Here is a 19,205-nt window from a genome sequence, read left to right on the forward strand (position 1 = left end):
GTACCTCTGATCCGTCATACATCGTGACCGATGTATTCTTCCTCGGAGCACCGGCATACGAGTGGGGGAGCGACGATGCGACAGGCACGGTTCGACGCACAGGGCAGCTGTATCCGCTGGAAGGAGAGTGAGGGATCGGACCCTGCCCGGGTGTATGTGCACGGGCTCGGGGCGGCGTCGGCGGTCTATCACGCGCATATCGCGGCCAGGCCCGAACTGGCCGGACGCCGATCGCTCTTCGTCGATCTGCCGGGCCACGGCATCAGCGACCGGCCGGCGGACTTCGGCTACTCCCTGGAGGAGCACGCGGACGCCCTGGCCGCGGCGCTGGACGAGGCCCAGGTGACCGGAGCGGAGATCGTCGCGCACAGCATGGGCGGCTCCGTGGCCATCGTGCTGGCGCACCGCCGCAGCGACCTGGTGTCACGGCTGGTCCTCACCGAGGCCAACCTCGACCCCAACCCCGCCGCGACGGAGGGCAGCAGCGGAATCGCGGCCTACGAAGAGGAGGACTTCGTGGCCGACGGGCACGCGCGCGTGCTCGAGAGGGCTGGCCCCCAGTGGGCGGCGACCATGCGGCTCGCCGATCCCCGCGCCCTGCACCGCAGCGCGACGTGCCTCGTGCGAGGAACGAAACCGACGATGCGCGCAATGCTCATGGACGCGCCCGTGGAGCGTGTCTTCTTGCAGGGCGCGCGGAGCGGCGAACTTGTGGGCGCAGACCAGCTGGTGGCGTCCGGGGTGCGGGTGGTGACCGTGCCGCAGGCGGGGCACAACGTCATGTTGGACAACCCGGAGGCGTTCGCCGCGGAAGTTGCCGGACGCCAGTGATCCGTCGGCCCGTTTGGTTGGGCTTGCGGCTCAGTCCTCCCGTACGGCCATTGCGAGGAACCGCGCGTCCTCGTCGACGTACGAAGTCATGCTCCATCCCGAAGCGGCGAGCAGCGGGCGGAGGTTCTCCTCGGCCCGCAGATCGTCCGGGGTGATCTGACGGCCCTGCCGCGCCGCGAGCGCCACCCGGCCGATGGGGTGGAACAGGGCGAGGGTCCCTCCGGGACGCACCACGCGCCTCAACTCCCGCAGATTCTCGGCCGGATCGGGCAGATGGGAGATCAGGCCCGCGCCGAACACGGCATCGAGCGACGCGCCCCGCAACGGAAGCCGGGTCACGTCAGCGAGCAGGAGCCGCCCTTCGCGGTCCCTGCCCGCCCGCGTGGCGGTCTCCAGCATGGCGGGAGTCAGATCGACCCCGAGCACGACTCCGGAAGGCCCCACGACCTCCCTGAGCGCGGGCAGCGCCCGCCCGGTGCCGCACCCGGCGTCGAGGACACGACCGCCGGGGCGCAGGCCGAGCTCGGACGCGGCGGCCCGGTAGGCGGGCCCGTCGTCGGGGAACCGGCTGTCCCAGTCGGCCGCTCGGGCGGAGAAGAAGTCACGGACACGCGTGTGGTCATCGCTCATGTGGCCATGATTGCTCAACGACGTGCATGCGCGTTGGGGGCACACGTTCGAGCGTCATGCGATCGTTCAGGATCCTCTCTCTGTCAGATTCCAGCAGCTTTCGAACTGCGCCCCCGTTGTGCGCCCCTGCCCGGACTAGCGTCCCGGAGCCATGGGACACCTGGACCACGCCGCCTTCGGCTGGCTGACCCCCGTGCTGTCGTACGCGATGGCCTGTATAGGCGCCGCCCTCGGGCTGCGCTGCACCGTCCGTGCGCTCGGCGCCACGGGCACCTCGCGCCGCAACTGGCTCATCACCGCGGCCTCCGCCATCGGCACCGGCATCTGGACGATGCACTTCGTGGCCATGCTCGGCTTCGGGGTCACCGGCACCGAGATCCACTACAACGTGCCCCTGACGATCCTCAGTCTGATCGTCGCGATGGCCGTCGTCGGAGCCGGCGTCTTCGCCGTCGGCTACGGCCGTGACCGCGGGCGTGCGCTCGCGCTCGGCGGGCTGACCACCGGGCTCGGCGTCGCGAGCATGCACTACCTGGGCATGGCCGCGCTGCGACTGCACGGCGACGTGCGCTACGACCCGGTGCTGGTCGGTCTCTCCGTGGTCATCGCCGTCGTCGCGGCGACCGCGGCGCTGTGGGCGGCGCTCAACATCAAGTCGCCTCTCGCGGTCGCCGTCGCGTCGCTCGTCATGGGCGGGGCGGTGAGCAGCATGCACTACACCGGAATGCTGGCCGTGAGCGTGCGGGTCACCGAGTCCGGTGCGGCACTGCCCGGGGCCACGACCATGCAGTTCATCTTCCCCCTCGCGGTCGGCCTCGGGTCCTATCTCTTCCTGACCTCGGCGTTCGTCGCGCTCTCCCCGACCTCGGGGGAGCGTGAGGCCTCCGTGGCGGCCCAGCGACCGGTGGAGCGCGCCGCCCGATGACGGCGTACCCGGACCGGCCACGGCCGGGCGGGCACACGCCCCGACATCTTTCCGAGCGAGGAGGCCATGCGCACACCCCGTAGGACCCCCGACCCGGCCGACGGCACGGTGCCGCCGCAGCCCGGGGCCCCGGCACGTGGTCGCCGCGCACACGCGGGACCACCCGCCGACGAACGGCCCGACGCAAAGGCCCCACCGGAGCCCGCGCCGCCGACACCGCCCGCGCGCGGGCGGTCGAGGTGGCCACGCCCCCGCACCGTACGAGCCAAGATCGTGTGCCTGCTGATGGTGCCGGTCGTCTCCCTGCTCGCGCTGTGGGGGTACGCCACGGTCACCACGGCCCAGGACGTGGCGCACCTGCGTCAGTTGCAGCGCGCCGACGCCCAGGTGCGCGGTCCCGTCGACACGGCCATCGCCGCGCTGCAGGCCGAGCGAGTGGCGGCCGTGCGCTACGCGACCGAACCCACGCCCACCCGTGACAGCGCCCTCCAGAGGCAGGCGGGCCACACGGACCGCGCGCTGGCGAAACTGCGCCGCGGTGAGGGCCGGACGGTCGCCGACGGCGCGGATCTGCCCACCGGCGTGGAGTTCCGGCTCGAAACGTTCCTCCTCGCAGCCGAGGACCTGAGCACGGTGCGCGCCGACGTGCTCGACCGCCGCACGGGCTGGGACGCGACCTACGGCCAGTACACGAAGACCATTTCGGCTGCCTTCGGAGTCGGCGGCGCACTCACCGGCATCCAGGACTCCGAACTCGGCTCCCACGCGCGCGTGCTGCTCGAATTCTCCAGGGCCGCCGAGATGCTGGCACGCGAGGACGTCGTCCTGTCCAGCGCCCGGCTCGACGGTTCCCTGGACGGCGAACGACTGCGCCAGTTCACCGGAGCCGTCGACACCCGGCGAACCCTGACCGACACGGCGGTGGCGGATCTTCGCGGACCCGAGCGAGCAGCCTGGCAGGACCTCGTGGAGGGGAGTGCGTACGCCGACGTGCGCGCCGTCGAGGACAAGGTGCTCGTCGCACCGCCCGGCCGCGAAGCCGCCGACGCGGCATCGGCCGCCAAGTGGGACAGCTCCCATGCGGCGGTGCGGGACGCACTTCGCGCGATCGACGCGGGCGCGAGCCGCAGCGCGGCCGACCGCGGCGACCCGTTCACCCGAGGGTTGCTCACCCCGGCAGGCGCCGCCGTACTGCTCGGCCTCGTGGCCGTCGCCGCCTCGCTGGTCATCTCCGTACGCATCGGGCGAGGCCTGGTCGTCGAGCTGGTGAGCCTGCGCAACGGAGCCCTGGAGATCGCCCGCCACAAACTCCCGCACGCCATGCGGAGGTTGCGGGCCGGCGAGGAGATCGACATTCACGCCGAAGCGCCACCCGGTCCACCCGCGGAGGACGAGACGGGGCAGGTCTACGAAGCGCTCGGCACGGTGCACAGGGCGGCCCTGCACGCCGCCATCGAACGCGCCGAACTCGCCAGCGGCATCTCAGGAGTCTTCGTCAACCTCGCCCGCAGGAGCCAGGTTCTCGTGCACCGTCAGCTCAGCCTCCTCGACAGCATGGAGCGAAGGTCGGACGACCCGAACGAACTCAGCGACCTCTTCCGGCTCGACCACCTCACCACCCGGATGAGGCGGCACGCCGAAAGTCTGATCATCCTCTCCGGTGCCGCACCAGGGCGCGCCTGGCGCATGCCCGTCTCCCTGACGAACGTCGTCCGAGCGGCCGTCTCCGAAGTCGAGGACTACGCGCGCGTGGAGGTACGGCAACTTCCCGCCGCCGCGGTCGTCGGCACGGCCGTCGCCGACCTCACCCACCTCCTGGCCGAACTCGTCGAGAACGCGGCCCAGTTCTCGCCGCCCCACACCAAGGTGCGGGTCAACGGCGAACCGGTAGGCAACGGCTACGCCCTGGAGATCGAGGACCGCGGCCTTGGAATGGGCGCGGAGACCCTGGCCGAGGCCAACCGCCGCATCGAGCAGTCCGAAGCGCTCGACCTGTTCGACAGCGACCAACTGGGACTCTTCGTGGTCAGCAGGCTCGCCGCGCGACACGGGGTCAAAGTGCACCTTCGCACGTCCCCCTACGGCGGGACCACCGCGGTCGTCCTCCTCCCCACAGCACTGCTGCAGAGCACCACACCGGAGAGCCCCGGAGCCCACACCATGGAACGTGACCGCAAGCAGGACGCGCACGCGCGCGTGCCCGACACCGCGCCGCTGAACGGAAACTCCGTTCCTGCCCCGACCGCCCGCCCCGCACTGTCCGCCTCGGCGGAACCTCCGGAGACCACGCCCCCAGGCGTCACCGCACTCCGCCTGCACAAACCCCCGGACACGGGACCCGACAGTGCCCCGGAGCCTTCGGACGACCTCCCGCGCCGCGTGCGCCAGGCCAGCCTGGCCCCCCAACTGCGCGAGCGGCACACCGACGACGCGGCCGGATCCGTGAGCGTCCGCGAAGACACCGAACGCAGCCCCGAAGCGGTACGGGACCGCATGGCCGCCTACCGCGACGGCTGGACCCGAGGCGGCGGACGCCGACCGGGCATCGTCGGCGCGGTCCCCGACATTCCAGGGCCCGCACCGGCCAGTGACAGCACCGAAGGAGACCACGCATGATCCAGGATCAGAGCATCACCGCCGGCCGGTCCGGCGAACTCGACTGGCTGCTGGATGACTTGGTCCTGCGCGTCGGCGAGGTACGGCATGCCGTGGTGCTGTCGAACGACGGACTCGCCGTCGGCGCGTCGACCGCCCTCAGCCGCGAGGACGCCGAGCACCTCGCCGCGGTGGCCTCAGGATTCCACAGCCTCGCCAAGGGCGCGGGAAGGCACTTCGGGGCCGGAGGCGTGCGCCAGACCATGGTCGAGATGGACGACGGCTTCCTGTTCGTGGCCGCGGCGGGCGACGGCTCCTGCCTCGCCGTACTCAGCTCCGTGACGGCCGACATCGGCCTGGTCGCCTATGAGATGGCACGCCTGGTCAAGCGGGTGGGCGAGCATCTCTACACGCCACCGCGCTTCGCGGCGCAGCCACCGGCCGCCGGATGACACAGGGCGGTCGACACAGATGACCGAGGACAGGAGCGGCGTCCCGCGCGACGCCGGCAGCCAGTGGTACGACCACGAGGCCGGGCCCCTGGTCCGCCCCTACGCGATGACGGGCGGGCGGACCCAACCGGGTCCCGGCGGAGAGCAATTCGACCTGATCGCACTGGTCACGCTGGACGCGAACGCGCCCGGCCCCGGGGACGACACCGCGCTCGGACCGGAACACCGGTCGCTCATCGAGCTGTGCCGCACCGAGACCCAGTCGGTGGCCGAACTGGCGGCCGACGCCGATCTGCCCGTGGGCGTGGTCAGGGTGCTGCTCGGAGACCTGCTGGAAATGGGCTGCGTGAAGGTGAGCCGACCCGTGCCACCCGCACAGCTGCCCGACGAGAAGATCCTGCGAGAGGTGATTGATGGGCTCCGAGCGCTCTGACGTCGACGGCGGCGACACGACCGCCATGGCGTTGAAGATTCTGGTCGCGGGCGGCTTCGGGGTGGGCAAGACCACCCTCGTCGGCGCGGTCAGCGAAATCCGCCCGCTTCGTACCGAGGAACTGCTCAGCGAGGCGGGCCAGTCGGTGGACGACACCGGCGGAGTCGACCGCAAGACCACGACGACCGTCGCCATGGACTTCGGCCGCATCACCATCAGATCGGGCCTGTCGCTGTACCTCTTCGGTACGCCGGGGCAGGACCGTTTCTGGTTCCTGTGGGACGAGTTGTCCCAGGGCGCGCTCGGAGCCGTCGTCCTCGCGGACACCCGACGGCTCGAGGACTGCTTCCCCGCCGTCGACTACTTCGAGCACCGGCACATCCCGTTCGTCGTGGCCGTCAACTGCTTCGCGACCGCGCGTACGTACGGTGCGCACGAAGTGTCACGGGCCCTGGACCTCGACCGCGGAACCCCCGTGGTGCTGTGCGACGCACGGGACCGCGATTCGGGAAAGGAGGTGTTGATACGCCTGGTCGAGTACGCCGGGCGGATGCATACCGCCCGGCTGCTCGACACCGTGGGCTGAGGTCGGACGGTGGTCTGCGGCGTCAGTCGGAGACGGCGCCGCGCGCGACCACCTTGTCGATCCTGACGCGCACGAGGAGCTCGCCGGGCACGCCATTGCGCTCGCCGAACTCCTCGGCGCGCCCCTCACCCATGTAGCGGGCGCCGAGCCGTGTCGCCCAGTGCCGCACTTCGTCGAGATCCTCGCTCAGTCGGGCCTGTCCCTGCAGGACCACGAACGCGAACGGCGGCTTGTCGTCGTCCACGCACAGGGCGACACGCCCGTCCCGCGCCAGATTCCGCCCCTTGACGGTTTCCGCCCCGGTGTTGAACACCAACTCGTCCCCGTTCAAGAGGAACCAGATCGGTGCGATATGTGGGCTGCCGTCCGCTCGGACGGTCGACAGTTTGCCGGTGCGGGTGCCCTGGGAGACGAAAGCCCGCCACTGGTCCTCGGTCATCTTCTGTGCCATGTCCCCATCATGCTTGCCGGGGCGCCGCCGGTGGGGAAGGCTGGCAGGTCAGTTCCTCCAGCCAGGGGGAACAGAAGGCGGGGAGACGGGAACATGGTGCAGAACACGGGGCTCGGTTGGCTGCTCGACGACTTGACCAAGCGCATGGAGTCCGTGCGACACGCGCTGGTGCTGTCCAACGACGGCCTGGTGACCGGCGCGAGCTCGGAACTGAAGCGGGAGGACGCGGAACATCTGGCCGCGGTCTCATCCGGTCTGCACAGCTTGGCCAAGGGCTCCGGACGCCACTTCCGGGCGGGTGCCGTGCGCCAGACGATGATCGAATTCGACGACGCGGTCCTGTTCGTCACCGCGGCCGGCGACGGCAGCTGCCTGTGCGTCCTCAGCTCCGCGGAGGCGGACATCGGTCAGGTCGCGTACGAGATGACACTCCTCGTCAATCGTGTCGGTGAGCATCTCGGCGTGGGCGCCCGACAGCCGGAGAGGACACCGGTCGTAGACCTCTGACCTGCTGGAACATCGAGGCCGCGAGAGTTATCCACAGGCTCGGCGCGGGTTGCGGTGATCGCGCTACGGTTTTCCCGAGAGCAAAGACGCCTCACGGGGGAGAACCACCATGACAGGTCACACGATCACGCAAGAAGCCGCCGACACGGCAGCGCAGACCACGGTCACGCAGAGCCGCGCGGCACGGGAACTGGGACTGAAACGCGGCGAGTTCGAGCTCGCCGTGATGCTGGGGCGCATCCGCACCGTCAGCGACACCGTGGGCGGGCGACGCCGCGTCACACGCGAGGAGATCGAGCGTGTCCGCGCCGCGGAGGGCTTTCCCGAGGCATGGGTGGAGCGCATCAGAGCCGTGGGGACCACCGAGGGCGCGGCTCTCATGGACATTTCCACGGCCCGGTTCACCCGGCTGACCCGCGCGGGCTTCGTCACCCCGGTGAAGTTCTACCTCAACCGCTATCGAGCCGTGGTCTGGCTCTATCTGGCCGAGGAACTGACGCAGTTCGCCGAGGCCGAGGTCAACGCCGGCCTGCTCACCGGCCGAGCCCCGAGCACGATTCGCGCCCAACTGGAGGCGGGCGTCGATCTCAGGGCACGGAACTGGCGGGGCCGCCACGCGGGAGCGCTGTTGCGGCAGTCCGACGACCCCTGGGAGCGTGCCGCGGCCGTGGCCTCGCTGCTCGACCCGGTGCAGATCGCGGAGATCATCAAGGATCCGTACGAACGCGCCTATGTACGCAGGCTCGTGCCCGAGCCCTTCGGACAAGGCGCACCCGAGTCACCGGCGGTACGGATCATTCAGAAGATCACGACCGCGGACGACCCCGACGAGATCCGCTGGTTGCGGGCGAACCTGACCATCAGCCTCTCCCAGGCCCGGGGACACCGCCCGGCACCCAGGCCCGGGCCAAAGCCGGGGCCTGGCCCGGGGCCGGTGGACTCTGCGCCGGAGCCCGCTTCCGGTCCTCAGGCAGAACTCGATGCTCGGCCGAGCCCTCACCCCGCGCCCGATCGCGAGGCGACACGTACCGGACGGCCCGCCGCACTGCCCGAGGAAGAGCCGAGAGAGCAGGCACCGGAGCCGCGTGGCCTGCTCAAGTGGCTGCGCCGCAGGGGAACGTGACCGGGCAGACGGGCGAGGAGGTCGCCTACTCCGTCGCGTCGAGATCCTTCGCATAGTGCTCGATCGCGGGCCGGTAGCTGACGATGTCCGGGTCCTGGCTCGTGGAGGCGAGCACGGTCAGCAGGATCTCCATGGCGTCGTGTGCACGGCCGGTGTTGTAGAGCGCCATGGCCAGAAAGGTCTTGAGAGCGGCGTCGTCGGGGAATTCGGCCACCGCGTCACCCAAGGTCACGACGGCCTCCGGATACCGGCCGAGGACGCGATAGGTGCTGCCCAGACCGAGAAGGGCTCCCCGGCGGTCATCAGGAGAAAGGCCCGACCCCGCGCCTCCCTCGACCGCGCGTACGTAATGCGGCACCGCCTCGGCCTCCAGGCCGAGTGCGTCGTGCACCCACGCGGTCTGGTAAGCCACCTCCGGGTCCGTGGGGAACTGCTCGCACAGGGCGAGCAGTCGCTGCCGTGCCTCCTCGCGGCGACCGCCCTCGCGAAGTCGCACGGCCTCGGCGAGCAGGTGGTCGCGGTTCCCGGTCATGTCGTCATCCCTCATCGCTGCCCCATCACTCTCTCTGTTCTCTGCCCTGTCCGAAGCGATCGGAGGCACGAATGTCATCCTGCCTGGAGCGAACCCAACGAACCCAACGAACCGAACGAACCCCCTCCGGACAACCCGGCGGGACCCGGCTGCTCCTGAAGGCCCGCGAACGGCTGCGGCAGCTACTGACGTCTCGGTGGCGGGCCCGTGGAACCCCGTGGCGTGAGCGTGGGCGTGGGGACCTGGTGCGGGGCGACGCGCTTGCCCAACAGGACCTCGTAGAGAGCACGGGCGACATCGGCGCCGAAGGCGTGGATGTCGTGGCTCATGGCGGAGAGTGTCGGGTGGGTCAGCTCGCACAGCTGCGAGTCGTCCCAGGCCAGGAGGGAGATGTCGGAGGGCACCCGCAGGCCCATCTCGGCGGCGACCGACAGCCCTGCGACGGCCATCAAGTCGTTGTCGTAGATGATCGCCGTGGGCCGCTCGGCCGCGGCGATCAGCGAGCGCGTGGCGCGGGCCCCGGCCTCTCCGGAGAAGTCCGTGGCCAGCTGGCGCCCCTCCGGGAGCCCCAGGTCGGCCATGGCCGCGGTGAAGGCGGCGCCGCGCATCACGCTGTGCCCCAGCTCGGCCGCCCCGCCGACCCGGGCGATGGACCGGTGGCCCAGGGCGGCGAGATAGCGCACCGCCTCGGTGACGGCCGTGGTGTCGTCGGTCCACAGCGAGGTGAACGGCCCCGTCAGAGAAGGGTGGGCGACGGCGACCACGGGCATCCCGAGCTGAGAGAGCACGGGTACGCGCGGGTCGTGCTCACGGAAGTCGACCAGGACGGAGCCGGCGATCTGCCCGGACCGCCACCAGTGGCGCTGGAGCTCGATCTCCTCGTCCAGGCTCTTCACCAGGCGCAGGAGCAGGGCGCTCGACTGGTTGGACAGGACGCTTTCCAGGCCGGAGATGAACTCCATGTAGAAGGGTTCAAGGCCGAGTTGACGTGCGGGGCGGCTGATCGCGAGCCCGATCGTTCCCGTCCCTTGCTTGTTCAGCGCTCGCGCCGAGCGGTTCGGCTCCCAGCCCATCGACCGGGCGACCTCCATGATCCGGGCCCGCGTCGCCTCCGACACCCCTGGTTTGTCGTTGAACGCCAGCGATACGGCAGCCCGTGAAACCCCGGCGCGGGCGGCGACGTCCCGGATGGTCAGCCTCTGCTCACTCATGCGGGCTCCACCGCGAACAGGGCTGCCTCGACGGCGGCGAGGTTGTGTGTGCGATCAGAGGCCGGAGTCCAGCCGCGTACACCGATGGGCACGCTCTGACCGGGCAGCAGCGTCACAAGTCCTCGGTCCGCAATGGCCGTCGGCGCGAGTCGGTCGGCCTGAAGCAGCAGGTCACGCAGCAGCGTGCGGGCAGTTACCACGACATCGACCCTATCCTCGTGCCGGACCACGTCCACCTCATCGGCCTCATCGGCGGGAACGGGATACGCGACCTCCTTGTCCGCCCCGGCATCGGGCAGCAGCTCGTCGGGGACGTCCGCGCACGCGACCGAGCGCCCGGCGGCCGTACCGCGACGGTCGTCTCGGCCAGACCGGCCAGCAGTCGTTGAGCTGCCAGACGACGGTGCCCGCGCAGGGCGGCCAGTGGGAGCGCCGGTGCTCGATGCCGGTGGCGATGGCGCCGGCTTGGTTGGGACCGCTGGCCTTGGCGCACAACCTAGACAGGAATTCTGGAGCTCGTCCATAGACCGGTCCAGTTTTCTACAACCAGTAAGCCAAAGGCTTCAGTCCTAGATTGCTAAACCTTTACTTAAATTGACAGACATCTAGACAACGTTGTCTCCGGTGGGCAGAGTGTGCGCTCGACCGCGGGCCGCTCCGGTCTCGCATCCCCGACAGAGGGGCTTTCCCATGCGTAGAAAACGCGTCATCGCGATGCTCACCGCCGCACTCCTGGCGCTGTGCCTCACCCCCGACGCACAGGCGTTCCCCAGTAGTTCCAAGCAGCAGGTGATCAATTACCTGCGCTCCATCACGGGATCGGGGATCGTGTCCGGCCAGCACAACAAGGAACCCGCCGGCAACCCGGGCCAGTACACCCAGCAGGTCAAGGACGTCACCGGGCAGTACCCGGGCTTGTGGGGCGGGGATCTGATGTTCCGGGCCGAGGACGTCGCCAACCGACAGCGGATCGTCGATCAGGCGAAGACGGAGTGGGCCAACGGCTCGCTCGTGTCGCTGACCTGGCACGTCTGCCCGCCGACCATGGGCAGCTCCTGCGAGTTCGAGGGCGGCGTCAAATCACGCATCACCGACGCCCAGTTCTCCCAGGTCGTCACCGACGGCACGGCGCTGAACAACGCGTGGAAGCGCCGTCTGGAGGAGGTCGTCCCCTACCTCCAGCAGTTGAAGGCGGCAGGAGTGCCCGTGCTGTTCCGGCCGCTGCACGAGATGAATGAACAGTGGAACTGGTGGGGTCACCGACCGGGTGCGAACGGTGGCGCACGGCTCTACCGCATCACCCACGACTACCTCGCGGGCAAGGGCCTGGACAACCTCATCTGGGTGTGGAACGTGCAGGACAACCCGGAGGGCGGCTGGTCCAGTTACTACCCGGGGGACAGCTACGTCGATGTCGCGTCGCTCGACGTCTGGTACAAGAACCACCCGAGCTCGTCCGACTACCAGCAGCTCCAGAGCATCGCGGGCAGCAAGCCGATCGCCCTGGCGGAGATGGGCAAGGTCCCCAATGCCGCACTGCTCAACAGCCAGACCCGCTGGTCGTACTTCATGATCTGGTCGGAGCAGCTGAAGGGGAACAACACCAACGCCGAGATCCAGGCCTGCTACTTCCACCCACGTGTTCTCAACCAGGGTGAGGTGAAGCTCCCGGTAGCCCGGAGCGGCGCCCCGACGTAGGGAACCACCTTCCTGCGTGCGGGACCGGGGCCGGATCTCCCGAGCCCCGTTCCCGCATCGCGCGCGCCCCCGCCCGGCGGAACGCCGAGCCGTCACCCGTTTCCCCTGCCCTGGGTGCCGACAGCGCTGCCGTTGAGTTGAATCCGAGAGGACTGATGCCTCCGGGAGCGAGCATGTCTGTGCCACATGGGCCGCACGAGCCACGGCCGACCGACTCACCCTCACAGCAGGGTCGCCTCCGGCGGACAGGGCAGTGGTGCGCCCGTCACTGCGTGATCGTCATCGTGGTGTGGCTGGCCGCCCTGGTCGGGCTGCAGGTCCTGAACCACGCCTACGGCGGTGAGTACTCCGACGACTTCTCCCTGCCCGGCACCCAGTCGCAGGCGGGCCTCGACGTCCTTCAGACACACGAGCCCGCAGCCGGCGGTTACAGCGCCCAGGTCGTCCTGCACGACGCCGACAAGCCACTCAGCGACGAGAGCGACCAGGTGAGCTCGGCCGTCAGCAGCCTGCAGAAGCTTCCCCACGTGCTGTCCGCGCAGAGCCCGCTGCCCGCGCAGCAGCAGCCCGCCGGGACGCCGAACCTCGGGCCGCTGTCCTCCGACGGAAAGACGGGCTACATCACCGTCCGCTTCGACGTGCAGCCCTCCACCCTCGGCGACGGCTATCTGGACGGCGTCGACAAGGCGGTGCAGCCGCTGCGTGCCGCCGGTGTCGAAGTGGAGTACGGAGGTCCGCTGGGCGAGCTGGCCCGGCCGGAGCCGAACGACCTGACGAGCGAGGCCATCGGATTCGGTGTGGCGATCGTGGTCCTGCTGATCGGCTTCGGCAGTGTGCTGGCCGCGCTGCTGCCCCTGGTGACGGCACTGATCAGTGTGGTCTGCGGCCTGGCCTGCCTGGGCCTGCTCGCGTCGGCCTTCACCTTCGCCACGGTCTCCCCGACGTTGGCCACGATGATTGGAATCGGCGTCGGGATCGACTACGCCCTCTTCCTGGTCACCCGCCACCGGCAGAATCTCCTGGGCCAGGACCCGTTCACGGCGGCGGGACACGCGACGGCGACCAGCGGCCGGGCGGTACTCGTCTCCGGCTGCACGGTGATCATCGCCCTGTCCGGCCTGTGGGTCTCCGGGATCTCGTTCATCGGCAAGCTGGGCCTGGCCGCCGCGGTCACCGTCGTCACGGCGGTGCTCGGCGCGCTGACCCTGGTGCCCGCGCTGCTGGGACTGATCGGACGGCGGATCGACAAGCTCCGGGTGCGGACCCCGATCGCCGAGACGGACACCACGACGGGCGCGGCCTCCCAGGGCGGCTGGCACCGCTACGCCCAGCGCGTGGAGCGACGTCCCTGGTGGTTCTTCATTGGCGGGGCCCTCGTGCTCGCCGTCCTGTCGGTCCCGGTCTTCTTCATCCAGCTCGGGCACATCGGCGATGGGGCGGACCCGAAGTCCTTCACCGACCGGCGCGCCTTCGATCTGATGTCGTCCGCCTTCGGACCCGGTTCGAACGGCCCGATGACCCTGGTCATCGACCAGAGCGAGGTGCCGCAGTCGGACAGGGCGGCGCTGGCCAGCCAGGCGCAGAAGGCGCTCACCGGCGTACCCGACGCGGCGGCGATCACCCCGCTCCAGGCCACGTCGGACGGCGACGTCCTGATCTCCACGGCCTATTCTGTGGCAGCTCCGCAGGACGAGCGGACCACCGACCTGCACGAGAATCTGAGCGACGACGTGCTGCCGCAAGCGGTTTCCGGGACGAAGGCGAGCACGTATGTCACCGGGACGACCGCCGCGCAGGCCGACTTCCTGGAGATCGTTTCCCAGAAGCTGCCACTGATCATCGCGGTGGTCGTGGCCCTGGCCTTCCTCGTCATCCTGGTCGTGTTCCGCGGGCTGCTCGTCGCGGTCAAGGCCGCGGTGCTCAACGTGCTGTCGATCGCCGCCTCGTACGGGGTCGTCGTGGCCGTCTTCCAGTGGGGATGGGGCGGCCCCGCACTCGGGGTCTCGGGGAAGGTGCCGATCGAGAGCTACGTACCGATGATGATGTTCGCGATCGTCTTCGGACTGAGCATGGACTACGAGATCTTCCTGCTCTCCCGGGTCCACGAGGCCTGGTTGCGCACCCGGGATGCCAGAGCGAGCGTCGCCCACGCACTGGAGATCACCGCACGCGTGATCACCTGCGCCGCACTGATCATGGTGAGTGTCTTCGCCGCGTTCATCCTCAGCGACAACATCGTCGTGAAGATGCTGGGGCTGGGCCTCGCCGCCAGCGTCCTCATCGACGCCACCGTGGTCCGCCTGCTGCTGGTGCCCGCGGTCATGACCCTCTTGGGCAAGTCGGCCTGGTGGGCGCCTCGTTGGATGGACCGGCTGCTCCCGCACATCGACGCCGAGGGCGAGAGCGAGGGCGAGCAGGCGCGCCCGGTCAGGAAGCCGGGCTGACACAATCGCTCACGGGCAGTGGGCCGCGAGCGGCGATGGTGAGCCAGGAGACTGCCGAGATCGGAGTGAACCATGAAGGCGGCCCGTTTCGAGCACTTCGGGGGCCCGGAGGTCCTTGAGGTCGTGGATCTCCCCGACCCGCATCCGGGGCCCGGACAGATCCGGATCGCGGTGCGCGCGGCCGGCGTCAATCCGAGCGACGGGAAGAAGCGCAGGGGCCTGATGGATCAGGAGCTTCCGCAGACCATGGGCCACGAGGCGGCGGGCGTGGTCGACGAACTCGGCGAGGGCGTCGCGGACGTGGCCGTCGGCGATCGCGTGTTCGGCTTCTCCGCCACGGAAGCGGCCCAGGCCGAGCTGGTGGTGCTGTCCCACTACGCGCCGATCCCGCCCTCCCTCGACTTCGCCGGCGCGGCCGGGCTGCCGGCCGCCGTCGAAACGGCCACGCGCGCCCTCGACCGGCTCGGCGTCCAGAGCGGCAGCACGCTGCTCGTCAGCGGAGCCTCCGGAAGCGTGGGCAGCGCCGTGGTCCAGCTCGCCGTGGTGCGGGGTGCGCGCGTGATCGGCACGGCGAGTCCCGCGAACCACGACTACCTCCGCTCCCTGGGAGCCGAGCCCGTCGCCTACGGAGAGGGTCTCGTCGAGCGGGTGCGTGCGCTCGCGCCCAAGGGCGTCGACAGGGCGCTCGACGTCGCCGGGAGCGGTGTCCTGCCCGACCTCATCGGCCTCGCGGGCGGCCCGGAGCACGTGGTGACGATCGCCGATTTCGCCGGTGCGCAGCAGTACGGGGTGACGTTCAGCCGCGGGGACGACGGCCGCGCGCTGCACGCGCTCGCCGATGTCGGCGGGCTGATCGAGGCCGGGCGCTTCTCGCTCCCGGTCGCGCGGACCTTCCCGCTCGCCGAGGTCGCGAAGGCGCACCGCGTCATGGAGGACGGTCAGGCGCGAGGGAAGCTCGTGCTGCTGGTCGGCTGACGGGACTGGCCGGACTGGCGAGGCTGGCGGGACTGGCGAGGCTGACAAGGCTGGCCGGGCCGACGGGACCACGAGACCCCGTCGCTCCCGGCCCGCCTCCTCGCTCGACGATCCTTGCCGCTCACGGCCCGCCGCTCACGAACCCCTCGCTCACGGCCCGCCGCTCACGAACCCCTCGCTCCCGGCCCGCCGCTCACGGACCCGCCGCTCACGACCCCCTCGCTCACGCCCCAGTCGACGGGCGCCCGTCCATGTGCCGCTCCCCATAGGCCCGGAAGAGCCCCTCCTGTACGACCGAGACCAGCAGCCTGCCCTCAATGTCGTAGATACGGCCGCGCGCCAGACCGCGGCCGCCCGTGGCGATCGGGGACTCCTGGTCGTAGAGGAACCACTCGTCCGCGCGGAAGGGACGGTGGAACCACATGGCGTGGTCCAGCGAGGCCATGTCGAAGCCGCGTGGACCCCACAGCGGTTCCACCGGGATGCGCACGGCGTCCAGGAGCGTCATGTCGCTCGCGTACGTCAGCGCGCAGGTGTGGACGAGGGGATCGTCGCCGAGCGGGCCGACCGCGCGCATCCACACCGCGCTGCGCGGCTCGGCGTCCTTGATCTCCTCGGGCGTCCAGCGCAGCCGGTCCACGTAGCGGATGTCGAAGGGCTGGCGTCTGGCCATGCGCTCAAGAGCCTCGGGGAGCTCGCCCAGGTGCTCGGTGATCTCCTGGGCGACCGTCGGCAGCGACTCGGGGTCGGGGGCCGTGATGCGCGGCGGCAGCTGGTGCTCGAACGCGCCTTCCTCGGGCTGGTGGAAGGAAGCGGTGAGGTTGAAGATGGTGCGGCCCTGCTGGACCGCGGTGACCCGGCGCGTGGTGAACGAACGCCCGTCCCGCACCCGCTCGACCTGGTACACGATCGGCACGCCCGGACGGCCGGGCCGCAGGAAGTAAGCGTGCAGCGAGTGCACAGGGCGCTCGCCCTCGGTGGTGCGCCCGGCCGCCACCAGGGCCTGCCCGGCGACCTGCCCGCCGAACACCCGCTGAAGGGACTCCTCAGGGCTGCGGCCACGGAAGATGTTGAGCTCGATCTGCTCCAGGTCCAGCAGGTCGACAAGACGGTCGGCGGGATTGTTCATGGCGGTTCCTCGACTCCTGTCCGGGGGAAGCTCGGTGCGCTCGGTGTCGGCGTCAGAGGTCAGAGCTGGCCGACGTCGGTGACCCGGACGACGGCGAGGCCTTCCTCGTCGGAGGCCGCGAGATCGACCTCCGCGCTGATACCCCAGTCATGGTCGCCGTTCGGGTCGGCGAACGTCTGCCGGACGCGCCACAGACCGTGCTCCGGGTCCTCCTCGATGAGCAGCAGCTTGGGGCCACGGGCGTCGGGACCGGTGCCGAGATCGTCGTACTCGTCCCAGTACTTGTCCATGGCCGCGCCCCACGCGTCCGCGTCCCAGCCGGAATCGGCGTCCAGTTCGCCCAGCTCGTCGACGTGGTCGAGGGCGGCGAGCTCGACGCGGCGGAAGAGCGCGTTGCGGACCAGGACGCGGAAGGCGCGGTGGTTGGTGGTGACCGGCTTGACCTGGTCGGCGCGCTCCTGGGCTTCCTCGGCGGTCATGACCTCGGGGTTGGCGAGCTGCTCCCACTCGTCCAGGAGGCTGGAGTCGACCTGACGGACCATCTCGCCGAGCCAGGCGATGAGGTCCTCCAGGTCCTCGGACTTCAGGTCGTCCGGGATGGTGTGCTCGAGCGCCTTGTACGCGCTCGCCAGGTAGCGAAGGACGATGCCCTCGGTGCGGGCGAGTTCGTAGAAGGAGGTGAACTCCGTGAAGGTCAGCGCCCGTTCGTACATGTCGCGGATCACGGACTTGGGGGAGAGCGGGTGGTCGCCGACCCACGGGTGGCTCGTCTTGTAGGTGTTGTACGCGTGGAAGAGGAGCTCCTCCATCGGCTTCGGGTACGTGATGTCCTGGAGCCGCTCCATGCGGTCCTCGTACTCGACGCCGTCCGCCTTCATCAGGGCAACGGCCTCGCCGCGCGCCTTGTTCTGCTGGGCGGCCAGGATCTGGCGCGGGTCGTCGAGCGTGGACTCGACGACGGACACCATGTCGAGGGCGTACGAAGGGGACTCCGGGTCGAGCAGCTCGAAGGCGGCGAGGGCGAACGTCGACAGCGGCTGGTTGAGCGCGAAGTCCTGCTGGAGGTCGACCGTCAGACGCACGATGCGGCCCGAGGCGTCCGGCTCGTCGAGCTTCTCCACCACGCCGCCGTCGAGCAGCGAGCGGTAGATGGCGATGGCGCGGCGAATGTGCCGCAGCTGCTGCTTGCGCGGCTCGTGGTTGTCCTCAAGCAGGTGACGCATCGCCTCGAAGGCATTGCCCGGACGCGCGATCACCGCGAGGAGCATGGTGTGCGTGACGCGGAAGCGGGAGGTCAGCGGCTCGGGCTCGGCGTTGATGAGCTTCTCGAACCCCTCCTCGGTCCATCCCACGAAGCCTTCTGGCGCCTTCTTGCGCACCACCTTGCGGCGCTTCTTGGGGTCGTCGCCCGCCTTGTTGAGCGCCTTCTCGTTCTCGATGACGTGCTCGGGCGCCTGGGCCACGACCAGGCCCGCCGTGTCGAACCCCGCGCGTCCCGCGCGGCCCGCGATCTGGTGGAACTCCCGGGCGCGCAGTGTCCGCACGCGCGTGCCGTCGTACTTGGTGAGGGCGGTGAACAGCACCGTACGGATCGGGACGTTGACGCCGACGCCGAGGGTGTCCGTGCCGCAGATGACCTTCAGGAGACCGGCCTGCGCCAGCTTCTCGACGAGGCGCCGGTACTTGGGCAGCATGCCCGCGTGGTGCACGCCGATCCCGTGGCGCACGTACCGCGAGAGGTTGCGGCCGAACTTGGTGGTGAAGCGGAAGCCGCCGATCAGGTCGGCGATCTTGTCCTTCTCCTCGCGCGTGCACATGTTGATGCTCATCAGCGACTGCGCGCGCTCGACGGCCTGTGCCTGCGTGAAGTGGACGATGTAGACCGGCGCCTGCTTGGTCTCCAGGAGCTCGGTGAGCGTCTCCGTGATGGGCGTCAGGCGGTACTCGTACGAGAGGGGCACGGGGCGGGTCGCGGAGCGGACCACGGAGGTGGGGCGTCCCGTGCGGCGCGTCAGGTCCTTCTCGAACATCGAGACGTCGCCGAGCGTGGCGGACATGAGGATGAACTGCGCCTGCGGAAGTTCGAGGATCGGGATCTGCCAGGCCCAGCCGCGGTCGCCCTCGGCATAGAAGTGGAACTCGTCCATCACGACCTGGCCGATGTCGGCGTTCTTGCCGTCCCGCAGCGCGATCGACGCGAGGACCTCGGCCGTGCAGCAGATGACGGGGGCGTCGGAGTTCACGGACGCGTCACCGGTCAGCATGCCGACGTTCTCGGTGCCGAAGAGCTTGCACAGGTCGAAGAACTTCTCCGACACCAGCGCCTTGATCGGAGCCGTGTAGAAGGTGACCTTGTCCTGGGCCAGCGCAGTGAAGTGCGCACCTGCCGCGACCAGGCTCTTTCCGGAGCCGGTCGGCGTGGACAAGATCACGTTGGCTCCGGAGACCACCTCGATCAGCGCCTCCTCCTGAGCCGGATAGAGAGTGATCCCCGTGTCCTCGGCCCATGAGGAGAAGGCTTCGAAGAGGGCATCGGGGTCGGCATCCGGCGGCAGCTGATCAATAAGTGTCACACCCCCATCTTGCCTTCCTTCTCACCCGATGAGGGAACCGGCGGTCCGTACGAAGATCACGAACGCTACGCTGTGTCGCCAACGGGGCGTCAGTACAACGGAAATGAGGC

17 protein-coding genes and 1 pseudogene are annotated in these 19,205 nt (G+C 69.8%); 11 read left to right on the top strand and 7 right to left on the bottom strand.

Translation table 11 applies throughout. The features are described 5' to 3' along the window. Positions 1 to 75 precede the first annotated feature (75 nt). Entirely contained in the window at positions 76 to 831 is a 756-nt protein-coding gene (locus tag ACZ6ZP_RS15270; RefSeq protein ID WP_469407043.1) for an alpha/beta fold hydrolase, read from the top strand. Between the two features lie 30 nt (positions 832 to 861). On the opposite strand, the gene ACZ6ZP_RS15275 is transcribed toward ACZ6ZP_RS15270, so the two are convergent. Further along, entirely contained in the window at positions 862 to 1,461 is a 600-nt protein-coding gene (locus ACZ6ZP_RS15275; protein WP_469407044.1) for a class I SAM-dependent methyltransferase, read from the bottom strand. Between the two features lie 151 nt (positions 1,462 to 1,612). Between ACZ6ZP_RS15275 and ACZ6ZP_RS15280 the strand changes: the two genes are divergently transcribed. From ACZ6ZP_RS15280 to ACZ6ZP_RS15300, 5 genes are all read left to right on the top strand, one after another. Then, on the top strand, positions 1,613 to 2,386 hold the full coding sequence (locus tag ACZ6ZP_RS15280; protein ID WP_351156345.1) for an MHYT domain-containing protein: 774 nt from the start codon (positions 1,613 to 1,615) through the stop codon (positions 2,384 to 2,386). Positions 2,387 to 2,452: 66 nt separating this feature from the next. Further along, a complete protein-coding gene (locus ACZ6ZP_RS15285) occupies positions 2,453 to 5,002 on the top strand; it encodes a sensor histidine kinase (protein ID WP_469407047.1) in 2,550 nt (849 codons plus the stop codon). Beyond that, on the top strand, positions 4,999 to 5,433 hold the full coding sequence (locus ACZ6ZP_RS15290; protein WP_351156340.1) for a roadblock/LC7 domain-containing protein: 435 nt from the start codon (positions 4,999 to 5,001) through the stop codon (positions 5,431 to 5,433). The genes ACZ6ZP_RS15285 and ACZ6ZP_RS15290 overlap by 4 nt, the downstream gene beginning before the upstream one ends. Before the next feature lie 19 nt (positions 5,434 to 5,452). Beyond that, a complete protein-coding gene (locus tag ACZ6ZP_RS15295; RefSeq protein WP_469407049.1) occupies positions 5,453 to 5,866 on the top strand; it encodes a DUF742 domain-containing protein in 414 nt (137 codons plus the stop codon). Further along, positions 5,847 to 6,452: a GTP-binding protein gene (locus tag ACZ6ZP_RS15300; RefSeq protein WP_351156335.1), complete on the top strand. Its 606-nt coding sequence runs from the start codon at positions 5,847 to 5,849 to the stop codon at positions 6,450 to 6,452. The genes ACZ6ZP_RS15295 and ACZ6ZP_RS15300 overlap by 20 nt, the downstream gene beginning before the upstream one ends. Positions 6,453 to 6,474: 22 nt before the next feature. Here the strand turns inward: ACZ6ZP_RS15300 and ACZ6ZP_RS15305 are convergent, their stop codons facing one another. Further along, the gene (locus tag ACZ6ZP_RS15305; RefSeq protein ID WP_383824046.1) at positions 6,475 to 6,903 is read right to left on the bottom strand and encodes a PPOX class F420-dependent oxidoreductase; all 429 of its coding nucleotides are present in this window, start codon (positions 6,901 to 6,903) and stop codon (positions 6,475 to 6,477) included. 93 nt (positions 6,904 to 6,996) lie between these two features. Here ACZ6ZP_RS15305 and ACZ6ZP_RS15310 point away from each other — a divergent pair, with 93 nt between their 5' ends. Together ACZ6ZP_RS15310 and ACZ6ZP_RS15315 are read left to right on the top strand one after the other, a co-directional pair. Continuing rightward, the gene (locus ACZ6ZP_RS15310) at positions 6,997 to 7,410 is read left to right on the top strand and encodes a roadblock/LC7 domain-containing protein (protein WP_351156330.1); all 414 of its coding nucleotides are present in this window, start codon (positions 6,997 to 6,999) and stop codon (positions 7,408 to 7,410) included. A 109-nt stretch (positions 7,411 to 7,519) separates the two neighbouring features. Continuing rightward, positions 7,520 to 8,533, top strand: a complete 1,014-nt coding sequence (locus ACZ6ZP_RS15315) for a DUF6397 family protein (protein ID WP_366462589.1) — start codon at positions 7,520 to 7,522, stop codon at positions 8,531 to 8,533. Between the two features lie 25 nt (positions 8,534 to 8,558). Here ACZ6ZP_RS15315 and ACZ6ZP_RS15320 read toward each other — a convergent pair whose 3' ends face one another. The 3 genes and pseudogenes from ACZ6ZP_RS15320 to ACZ6ZP_RS15330 form a co-directional block, all read right to left on the bottom strand. Further along, positions 8,559 to 9,065 carry a tetratricopeptide repeat protein gene (locus ACZ6ZP_RS15320; protein WP_351156324.1) on the bottom strand — a complete coding sequence of 169 codons (507 nt, stop codon included), beginning with the start codon at positions 9,063 to 9,065 and terminating at the stop codon, positions 8,559 to 8,561. A 182-nt stretch (positions 9,066 to 9,247) separates the two neighbouring features. Beyond that, on the bottom strand, positions 9,248 to 10,276 hold the full coding sequence (locus ACZ6ZP_RS15325; protein WP_469407051.1) for a LacI family DNA-binding transcriptional regulator: 1,029 nt from the start codon (positions 10,274 to 10,276) through the stop codon (positions 9,248 to 9,250). After that, a pseudogene (locus ACZ6ZP_RS15330) lies at positions 10,273 to 10,747 on the bottom strand (hypothetical protein); the annotation flags it as partial. The pseudogene ACZ6ZP_RS15330 and the gene ACZ6ZP_RS15325, both read right to left, overlap by 4 nt. A 219-nt stretch (positions 10,748 to 10,966) precedes the next feature. On the opposite strand from ACZ6ZP_RS15330, the gene ACZ6ZP_RS15335 reads away from it, so the two are divergent. The 3 genes from ACZ6ZP_RS15335 (at position 10,967) to ACZ6ZP_RS15345 (ending at position 15,393) form a co-directional block, all read left to right on the top strand. Beyond that, positions 10,967 to 11,974 (top strand): glycosyl hydrolase, encoded by a 1,008-nt coding sequence (locus ACZ6ZP_RS15335; RefSeq protein ID WP_469407052.1) that lies wholly within the window; start codon positions 10,967 to 10,969, stop codon positions 11,972 to 11,974. 173 nt (positions 11,975 to 12,147) lie between these two features. Further along, a complete protein-coding gene (locus ACZ6ZP_RS15340) occupies positions 12,148 to 14,418 on the top strand; it encodes an MMPL family transporter (RefSeq protein ID WP_468616821.1) in 2,271 nt (756 codons plus the stop codon). A gap of 72 nt (positions 14,419 to 14,490) precedes the next feature. Next, positions 14,491 to 15,393 (top strand): NADP-dependent oxidoreductase, encoded by a 903-nt coding sequence (locus ACZ6ZP_RS15345; RefSeq protein ID WP_351156314.1) that lies wholly within the window; start codon positions 14,491 to 14,493, stop codon positions 15,391 to 15,393. 223 nt (positions 15,394 to 15,616) lie between these two features. Here the strand turns inward: ACZ6ZP_RS15345 and ACZ6ZP_RS15350 are convergent, their stop codons facing one another. Together ACZ6ZP_RS15350 and ACZ6ZP_RS15355 are read right to left on the bottom strand one after the other, a co-directional pair. Then, positions 15,617 to 16,522, bottom strand: a complete 906-nt coding sequence (locus ACZ6ZP_RS15350) for an acyl-CoA thioesterase (RefSeq protein WP_351156313.1) — start codon at positions 16,520 to 16,522, stop codon at positions 15,617 to 15,619. Between the two features lie 59 nt (positions 16,523 to 16,581). Beyond that, a complete protein-coding gene (locus tag ACZ6ZP_RS15355; protein ID WP_366462583.1) occupies positions 16,582 to 19,095 on the bottom strand; it encodes a DEAD/DEAH box helicase in 2,514 nt (837 codons plus the stop codon). Positions 19,096 to 19,205 lie beyond the last annotated feature (110 nt).

Source organism: Streptomyces sp. NPDC054047, assembly GCF_055585065.1.